The organism is Cellulophaga baltica (assembly GCF_018861125.1).
Lineage (GTDB): Bacteria > Bacteroidota > Bacteroidia > Flavobacteriales > Flavobacteriaceae > Cellulophaga > Cellulophaga baltica_A.
In genome coordinates, this window is the sequence record NZ_JAHKQN010000020.1 from 24,968 (window position 1) to 33,893 (window position 8,926).

Annotated in this window: 8 protein-coding genes; 4 read left to right on the top strand and 4 right to left on the bottom strand. The window is 32.1% G+C overall.

Annotation, left to right across the window (positions count from 1 at the left end; all coding sequences use genetic code 11):
• Positions 1-12 precede the first annotated feature (12 nt).
• Positions 13-2,001 carry an excinuclease ABC subunit UvrB gene (gene uvrB, locus KO500_RS10400; RefSeq protein WP_215956483.1) on the top strand — a complete coding sequence of 663 codons (1,989 nt, stop codon included), beginning with the start codon at positions 13-15 and terminating at the stop codon, positions 1,999-2,001.
• A gap of 111 nt (positions 2,002-2,112) precedes the next feature.
• On the opposite strand, the gene KO500_RS10405 is transcribed toward uvrB, so the two are convergent.
• A complete protein-coding gene (locus KO500_RS10405) occupies positions 2,113-2,550 on the bottom strand; it encodes an Hsp20/alpha crystallin family protein (RefSeq protein ID WP_215956484.1) in 438 nt (145 codons plus the stop codon).
• A gap of 216 nt (positions 2,551-2,766) precedes the next feature.
• Here KO500_RS10405 and KO500_RS10410 point away from each other — a divergent pair, with 216 nt between their 5' ends.
• On the top strand, positions 2,767-3,144 hold the full coding sequence (locus KO500_RS10410) for a DUF1456 family protein (RefSeq protein WP_215956485.1): 378 nt from the start codon (positions 2,767-2,769) through the stop codon (positions 3,142-3,144).
• A 36-nt stretch (positions 3,145-3,180) separates the two neighbouring features.
• Here the strand turns inward: KO500_RS10410 and KO500_RS10415 are convergent, their stop codons facing one another.
• Both KO500_RS10415 and sucC read right to left on the bottom strand, forming a co-directional pair.
• The gene (locus KO500_RS10415; protein WP_215956486.1) at positions 3,181-3,519 is read right to left on the bottom strand and encodes a hypothetical protein; all 339 of its coding nucleotides are present in this window, start codon (positions 3,517-3,519) and stop codon (positions 3,181-3,183) included.
• 399 nt (positions 3,520-3,918) lie between these two features.
• Complete coding sequence (gene sucC / locus KO500_RS10420; protein WP_215956487.1) at positions 3,919-5,109, bottom strand: ADP-forming succinate--CoA ligase subunit beta; 1,191 nt, start codon at positions 5,107-5,109, stop codon at positions 3,919-3,921.
• 248 nt (positions 5,110-5,357) lie between these two features.
• Between sucC and lysA the strand changes: the two genes are divergently transcribed.
• Positions 5,358-6,602 carry a diaminopimelate decarboxylase gene (gene lysA / locus KO500_RS10425; protein ID WP_215956488.1) on the top strand — a complete coding sequence of 415 codons (1,245 nt, stop codon included), beginning with the start codon at positions 5,358-5,360 and terminating at the stop codon, positions 6,600-6,602.
• A 175-nt stretch (positions 6,603-6,777) separates the two neighbouring features.
• Entirely contained in the window at positions 6,778-7,299 is a 522-nt protein-coding gene (locus KO500_RS10430) for a thioredoxin family protein (protein WP_215956489.1), read from the top strand.
• A gap of 72 nt (positions 7,300-7,371) precedes the next feature.
• Here KO500_RS10430 and guaB read toward each other — a convergent pair whose 3' ends face one another.
• A complete protein-coding gene (guaB, locus tag KO500_RS10435; RefSeq protein ID WP_215956490.1) occupies positions 7,372-8,844 on the bottom strand; it encodes an IMP dehydrogenase in 1,473 nt (490 codons plus the stop codon).
• Positions 8,845-8,926: the final 82 nt, after the last annotated feature.

Below are 8,926 nucleotides of genomic sequence, written 5' to 3' on the forward strand. Positions count from 1 at the left end.
TAATTTTATAGAATGAAATTTAAGGTAGTATCAGAATTTAAACCAACAGGAGATCAACCGGGTGCTATTAAGCAATTAGTTGAAGGAATTGAAACCGAAGAAAAATACCAAACACTTTTAGGTGTTACTGGTTCCGGAAAAACATTTACAGTTGCTAATGTGATTGAAAATGTTCAAAAACCTACCTTAATATTGGCTCACAATAAAACTTTAGCAGCACAATTATATTCTGAATTTAAACAATTTTTCCCTGAAAATGCAGTGGAATATTTTGTTTCTTATTACGATTATTACCAGCCAGAAGCATACATACCAACATCTGGTTTATATATAGAAAAGGATTTATCTATAAATGAAGATATTGAAAAATTACGATTAAGTACTACTTCCTCCCTACTTTCTGGGCGAAGAGATGTTATTGTGATTGCTTCGGTTTCTTGTTTATATGGTATTGGTAACCCAATAGAATTTCAAAAAAACGTTATTTCTGTTCATAAAGATCAAGTAATTTCGCGAACAAAATTTTTACATCAATTAGTACAAAGTCTATATTCTAGAACCACAGCAGAGTTCCATAACGGTAACTTTAGAGTAAAAGGTGATGTAGTTGATGTTTTTCCTAGTTATGCCGATCATGCTTTCAGAATCCATTTCTTTGGTGATGAAATTGAGGAAATTGAAGCATTTGACCCTTTAAAAAATACAAAAATAGAAAACTACGAAACGTTAAACATATACCCTGCGAATATGTTTGTAACTTCTCCTGATATTTTACAGAATGCCATTCATCAAATTCAAGATGACATGGTAAAACAAGTTGATTATTTTAAAGAAATCGGAAAACCCTTAGAGGCTAAACGTTTAGAAGAGCGTACGAATTTTGATTTAGAAATGATACGTGAATTAGGATATTGCTCTGGTATTGAAAACTACTCGCGTTACTTAGATGGCAGAGAACCAGGCACAAGACCTTTCTGCTTATTAGATTATTTTCCTGACGATTATTTGATGGTAGTTGATGAAAGTCATGTAACCATTTCACAAGTTCATGCCATGTACGGTGGTGACCGCTCTCGTAAAGAGAATTTAGTAGAATACGGTTTTAGATTGCCTGCTGCTATGGATAATAGACCCTTAAAGTTTGAAGAATTTGAGGCTTTACAAAATCAAGTTATTTACGTGAGTGCTACTCCCGCTGATTATGAATTACAACTAACACAAGGTGTGTATGTTGAACAAATTATAAGACCCACAGGACTTCTAGATCCTATAATCGAAGTACGTCCAAGTTTAAATCAGATTGATGATTTGGTTGAAGAAATTCAACAGCGTAATGAAAAGGACGAAAGAACTTTAGTTACTACACTTACTAAAAGAATGGCTGAAGAATTGGCTAAATATTTAGATAGAATTAGTGTGCGATGCCGATATATACACAGTGATGTTGATACTCTAGAGCGTGTTGAAATTATGCAAGATTTACGGAAAGGTATTTTTGATGTGCTAATTGGTGTTAACCTTTTACGTGAGGGTTTAGATTTGCCCGAAGTATCATTAGTAGCTATTTTAGATGCTGACAAAGAAGGTTTTTTACGCAGCAACCGCTCGTTAACTCAAACTGTTGGTAGAGCCGCTAGAAACTTAAATGGTAAAGCAATTATGTATGCTGATAAAATAACAGATAGTATGCAAACTACTATTGATGAAACAAACTACCGTAGAGAAAAACAAATAGCATACAACACAAAACACAATTTAAAACCAAAGGCTTTAAACAAAAGTTTAGATAGTGCATTATCTAAAAATTCGGTTTCTACATATCATTTTGAAAAAGAAGAATTACGTGCTGCAGAACCTGATTTAGAATACTTGACTAAAGAACAAAAAGAAAAACTTATTCGCGAAAAACGAAAAGCAATGGAAAAGGCTGCGAAAGAGTTAGATTTTATGCAAGCAGCTAAACTTAGAGATGAAATTAAAGCGCTACAAACTGCAGAATAAAAAAAGCGTCTTAATTATTACTAATCGAGACGCCTCAACAACCAACCTAAATCAAAAATATAAATAACTATTAAACACTAATTAAACTAGTTACTTATCTCGTTAATATTTTTAGTTTAAACCAATTACTCGCTTTGGTTTTGGTAATGCTTCTTCCTTTTTTGGAAGATCAAAACTCAAAACTCCGTTTTCATAGTTTGCTTCAATTTTATCTGTGTCTATTGTTTCAGGTAAATTAAAAGCTCTTTTAAATGCTGAGAATGAGAATTCTTTTCGTCTGTAACTAAATGAAGTATCATTTTCTTCTGTTTCTTTTTCAACTTTAGAATCAGATGAAATAGTCAACAATTCATTATCTACTTCAATTTTAAAATCTTCTTTCTTTCTGCCAGGAACTATTAGTTCTAATTCGAAAGCTAAATCACTTTCCCTTATATTTACAGCTGGCAATTTTGAAGAAACTTGCGCTTGTGCACCACCAAACCAATCTGGGTTAAATATTTCATTCATTAATGCTGGAAAATCTAGATTTTTATTTACTGTACTCATAATTATATCTTTTTAAATATTCTTGTTTGGTTACAAGTATTCAAATCCTATACCAACACAATTTTTATGACATTTTGTCTCTATTGATAATTAAAATAATGACATTTTGTCTCAACTAAGATAGGTTACAAGTAGTTTATTGTCACATTTCATATAACAAGTCATAATCTAACCTTGAATATTATTTAAAATAGTACCTTGCAAAAAATTATTTATATGACTAATAATGATGTTCTAAAAAAGCTCAGAGTAGCTTTAATGTTACGAGATGATGAAATTGTTGAAATTTTGAAGCTTGTAGATTTTAAAATCTCAAAAGCTGAGTTAGGAGCCTTATTTAGAAAAGAAGACCACCCTAATTACATGGAGTGTGGTGACCAAATATTGCGTAATTTCTTAAACGGACTTGTTATTCATTTTAGAGGTGAAAAAGACAACCCTAAAAACCCTAAGGAAACACTTGCTCATCTTAAAAAAAATAATGTAGTACCAAAGCCTAAGAAAAAATATAACTCAGACTTTAAAGCGAAACAAGAAAAGAAGTTTGACAAAAATATAGTTCACGGTAATTATAAGAACAAAAAAAAATCCTAAGCAATGCTTAGGATTTTAATTTTTTAACCATAAAATTTAAGCCGTAATTCTAACAGGGATAGTATAAGTTCTACCTTCACGGTAGTTATCTAAATTCACTTTTTGGTAGTTTAATTTAGATTTTACATAGTGCTCAATAACTTCACTATCTGTAGTTACTGATAATATTACAATCTCTCTATCTTCATTCAGAGTAAATAATACATTTGCCGTTAAGTCTTCCTCTACTTTAATTGAGTTATTACCTAAAATTTCACCTATTTGAATAGATAAACTTCTAGCTGGTTTATCAGCATTATTTGATTTCTTGTTATCATTAGCCATTATTGAAACGCTTACAAATAACATTACGATTGCTAAACTAATTTTCTTCATAATATTTCTTTTAAAAAAATTAATATTTAATTGATGACTTAAAAAGACACTGTTGAAAATATAATGATCACTTAAATTCCAATTTAATACATTCTATATTTTCTCTAGTACTCTTTAATTTACATGTCAAAATTAATTGTAAAAAATGAGCTATCCGAATAACAACAAGAGGCTTAACCCATATTTAAATTGCATAACAATTCATTAAAAATTAAAAATTTTCGAAAGTTTTTTCTTACTTAAACTTATTTAATAGAAAACTTCATTAAGCATCATTTTATGCAAAAATTCCCTTATAAATGGTGATAATACCGCAGCTAATTTTCAATTCTATTGCAAACAAAAAAAAGAGGGTAATGTTAAGAAAACATTACCCTCTTTAATATTTATATTTTAGTGTTAAGCTAAAACTTCTTTTACTTTATCAGCTGCTTCTTGGAATTGCACTGCAGATTGTACATCTAAACCAGAATTATCAATTAATTCTTTAGCTACATCAGCATTAGTACCTTGTAAACGTACAATAATTGGCACATTTATAGTTCCCATGTTTTTATAAGCATCAATTACACCTTGAGCAACACGATCACAACGAACGATACCACCAAATATGTTAATCAAGATAGCTTTTACAGCAGGATCTTTTAAGATAATCTCAAAAGCCGCCTCAACACGTGCAGCATCAGCAGTACCACCAACATCTAAAAAGTTAGCTGGCTCACCACCTGCTTGCTTAATTAAATCCATAGTTGCCATTGCTAAACCAGCACCATTAACCATACAACCAACGTTACCATCAAGGTCAACATAGTTTAATCCTAAAGCACCAGCTTCAACCTCAATTGCATTCTCTTCTCTAAGATCACGCATTTCAGCATATTGCTTTCTTCTATATAATGCATTATCATCAATAGACACTTTAGCATCAACAGCCATTATTTTATCATCCGAAGTTTTTAAAACTGGATTAATTTCAAACATACTAGAATCACTCTCAACATATGCTTTATATAAAGAAGCGATAAATTTCGTCATTTCTTTAAAAGCTGTACCTGATAAACCTAAGTTAAAGGCTATTTTACGAGCTTGGAAAGGTAACAAACCTGTTGCCGGATCAATTTCTTCAGTAAATATTAAGTGTGGTGTACTTTCAGCTACCTCTTCAATATCCATACCACCTTCAGTAGAATACATAATCATATTTCTACCTGTTCCACGGTTTAATAAAACTGAAACATAAAATTCGCTAGTTTCACTATCACCTGGGTAATAAACATCTTCAGCTACTAAAACTTGATGTACTTTTTTACCTTCTGCTGAAGTTTGAGGAGTTACTAAATTCATTCCAATAATTTGTCCTGCAATTTCTTCAACCTCTTTTAGGTTTTTAGCTAATTTAACACCGCCACCTTTTCCACGTCCACCTGCATGAACTTGTGCTTTAATAACGTGCCAACCTGTTCCTGTTTCAGCTGTTAATTGCTTTGCAGCATCTACAGCCTCTTTTGCATTCTGAGCTACAATTCCTCTTTGGATACGTACCCCAAAACTTGCCAAAATTTCTTTTCCTTGATATTCGTGAAGATTCATAAGTAAATCGTGTCTTTATTTTATATGAACAAAAATAGCAAACCAATACTAATTACCCTAATGAAATATCCATGCTATTTTCTAAATTATTAAAATGATAACACATGAATATCACTAAACACCCCTCAAAACCTGATATCTACCTATATCCTGTTTTAAATATAACAATTTGTTGTATTTTGATTTATTGATAAATTATTTTGTCCGAATGGTAGAAGAAGTCTAGATTTGCTCAAAATTTTATTGCAATGACGCAGAACGATTTATTACAGATAGCAAAAACGTACGGAGATCCTGTTTACGTTTATGATGCAGAAAAAATCATTTCTCAGTTCAACAGACTGACCAATGCTTTTAGTGATGTCAAAAAATTAAAATTAAATTACGCTTGTAAAGCCTTATCTAATATTACCATATTAAAACTAATGAATAGTCTTGGTAGCGGCTTAGATACGGTATCTATACAAGAAGTACAATTAGGACTTTTAGCTGGTTTTAAACCTGAAAACATAATATTTACCCCAAACGGAGTTTCTCTTGAAGAAATTGAAGAAGCATCTAAATTAGGTGTTCGAATTAATATAGATAATTTATCTGTTTTAGAACAGTTTGGAAGCAAGCACCCAAATGTACCTGTTTGTATTAGAATTAACCCACACGTAATGGCTGGTGGCAATTCTAACATTTCGGTAGGTCATATTGATTCTAAATTTGGAATTAGCATTCACCAAATTCCACATTTATTACGAATTGTAGAGCTTACCAAAATGAATATCAATGGTATTCACATGCATACAGGTAGTGATATTTTAGATATTGATGTATTTCTTTACGCTTCAGAAATTCTTTTTGAAACTGCTAAAAACTTTAAAAAATTAGATTTTATTGATTTTGGTAGTGGTTTTAAAGTACCTTATAAAGAAGCTGATATTGAAACTAATATTGAAGAATTAGGTAAAAAATTATCAGAAAAATTCAATTCTTTCTGTAAAGAATACGGTAAAGAATTAACATTAGCTTTCGAACCTGGTAAATTTTTAGTTAGTGAAGCTGGTAGCTTTTTAGCGAAAGTAAATGTAGTAAAACAAACTACATCTACTGTATTTGCTAGTATTGATTCTGGTTTCAACCACTTAATACGTCCAATGCTTTACGGATCATACCACCAGATTGAAAACATCTCTAACCCAGAAGGTAGAGAACGTTACTACTCTGTAGTAGGATACATTTGTGAGACAGATACATTTGCAAGCAACAGAAGAATCAACGAAATATCAGAAGGTGATATTCTTCGTTTTAAAAATTCAGGTGCATATTGCTTTACAATGGCAAGCAACTACAATAGTAGATTTAGACCACCAGAAGTTTTGTGGTACAATGGTGAAGCAATTTTGATACGTGAACGCGAAACATTAGACGACATCACACGAAACCAAGTAGACACTGAAAACTTATTTGCGAAAAAGGAAAAAGCGAAAGCTGTAGCTAAATAAGTTTAATCTTAATATTTTGAATACCAATAAAATCCTGTTTATAGCAGGATTTTTTTATTCTGCCCAAATTAGTTTTACTTTAACAGCATATAAAAAATAAAAAGCACTATGTAACGTTAGGTTTACTGTAATAACTAGACTAAACGACCATATTTAGACTCACAAAATCAATATTATGAATACCAAAAAGTTTTCTCTTTTCTTATTTATAGCATTTTTATCACTTAGTATGAATGCGCAAGAAGTAACATGGTTGTCATGGGATGAAGCGGTTAATTTAGCCCAGACAGATAAAAACCCTAAAAAAATATTTATAGATGTTTATACAGATTGGTGTGGTTGGTGTAAAAAAATGGATAAAGATACTTTTCAAAACGAAGAAGTAGCCAAGTACATGTCTGAAAACTACTATATGGTTAAATTAGACGGTGAAGGAAAAGAACCTATAGAATTTAAAGGTAAGACATTCAAATTTGTTGCCTCAGGCAGAAATGGTTATCACGAATTTGCTGCTGCATTAATGCAAGGAAAAATGAGCTACCCAACTACTATCTTTTTAGACGAAAAAATGAATATGCTTTCTCCTGTGCCAGGATATCAAAAACCTGATGCTTTTTTACAAATCGCTAAATATTTCGGAGAAAATATTCATAAAGAAAAAGACTGGCAAACATACACTGGAGAAGGTACTAAATAAGAAAAAATAAATTTTAAATAAAAAAGAGGCTACATAGCCTCTTTTTTATTTTTTGTGACCAAAACTCTCTATTTACCTACTATAATTAGGAGATTCTTTAGTAATTGTAACATCATGTGGATGACTTTCATTAATACCACTTGCTGTAATTTTTACAAACTTCCCTGTTTCTTTTAAAGTTTCAATATCTTTTGCTCCGCAATATCCCATACCGGCTTTTAAACCGCCTACAAATTGGTGAATACTTTCATATAATTCCCCTTTATAAGGAACACGCCCTACAATACCTTCTGGTACTAATTTCTTAATATCATCTTCAACATCTTGAAAATACCTGTCTTTAGAGCCTTGTTTCATTGCCTCAACAGAACCCATACCACGGTACGACTTAAACTTACGCCCTTCGTATATAATAGTTTCACCAGGAGATTCTTTAGTTCCTGCTAAAAGCGAACCTAACATAACAGTATCAGCTCCTGCTGCAATTGCTTTTGGTATATCACCCGTATAGCGAATACCACCATCTGCAATTACTGGAACACCTGTACCTTTTATAGCCGCTGAAACTTCTAATACAGCTGAAAATTGAGGAAATCCAACCCCTGCAACTACACGCGTTGTACATATAGACCCAGGACCAATACCAACTTTTACAGCATCAGCACCAGCTTCTACTAAATATTTAGCAGCGTCACCTGTTGCTATATTTCCAACAATAACATCTAAGTCAGGAAATTTAGTTTTTACACTTTTTAAAACCTCAACAACACCTCTAGTATGCCCGTGAGCAGTATCAATAACAACAGCATCAACACCTGCGTTAACCAATGCTTCTGCTCTATCAACAGCATCAGCAGTCACACCCAATGCAGCTGCAACTCTTAAACGACCGTATTGGTCTTTATTTGCTGTAGGTTTTTGAGTTAGTTTTGTTATATCTCTAAACGTAATTAAACCTACTAGTTTATAATCTTTATCAACTACTGGTAATTTTTCAATCTTATTTTCTTGTAAAATATCCTCTGCTTGCTCTAGTGAGGTACCTTCGCTTACAGTTACAAGATTTTTAGTCGTCATTACTTCAGAAAGTGGGCGATCATTGTTTTTTTCGAAACGTAAATCTCTATTAGTAACAATACCTAATAATTTACCTGCATCATCAACAATAGGAATCCCGCCAATACTAAACTCTTTCATTGAAGCTTTTGCGTCGCGAACAAAAGAATTTAAAGGCAACGTCACAGGATCGATAATCATACCGCTTTCTGCACGTTTCACTTTACGCACCTTCAATGCTTGTTCTTCAATGGTCATGTTTTTATGCAAAACACCTATACCACCTTCTTGTGCCATAGCAATTGCCATTTTAGATTCCGTTACCGTATCCATAGCAGCAGATACAATAGGAACATTAATGGTTATATTACGCGTAAATTTTGTTTGAATATTTACTTCTCTTGGAAGTACTTCAGAAAAAGCTGGGACTAAGAGTACGTCATCATAAGTAAGACCTTCTCCAACAATTTTATCAAGATGTGCTTGCATGGCAATTAAATATTAATTGCACACAAAGGTACAATTAATATCTCTAATTAAAGCTGATAAAAAAAAGTTAATTCTTCAGCTA

Bases quoted from the DNA above. Each gene is read 5' to 3' on its own strand.
- uvrB (WP_215956483.1), top strand. From the start codon at position 13: ATGAAATTTAAGGTAGTATCAGAATTTAAACCAACAGGAGATCAACCG.
- KO500_RS10405 (WP_215956484.1), bottom strand. From the start codon at position 2,550: ATGAGTACAGTAAATAAAAATCTAGATTTTCCAGCATTAATGAATGAA.
- KO500_RS10410 (WP_215956485.1), top strand. From the start codon at position 2,767: ATGACTAATAATGATGTTCTAAAAAAGCTCAGAGTAGCTTTAATGTTA.
- KO500_RS10415 (WP_215956486.1), bottom strand. From the start codon at position 3,519: ATGAAGAAAATTAGTTTAGCAATCGTAATGTTATTTGTAAGCGTTTCA.
- sucC (WP_215956487.1), bottom strand. From the start codon at position 5,109: ATGAATCTTCACGAATATCAAGGAAAAGAAATTTTGGCAAGTTTTGGG.
- lysA (WP_215956488.1), top strand. From the start codon at position 5,358: ATGACGCAGAACGATTTATTACAGATAGCAAAAACGTACGGAGATCCT.
- KO500_RS10430 (WP_215956489.1), top strand. From the start codon at position 6,778: ATGAATACCAAAAAGTTTTCTCTTTTCTTATTTATAGCATTTTTATCA.
- guaB (WP_215956490.1), bottom strand. From the start codon at position 8,844: ATGCAAGCACATCTTGATAAAATTGTTGGAGAAGGTCTTACTTATGAT.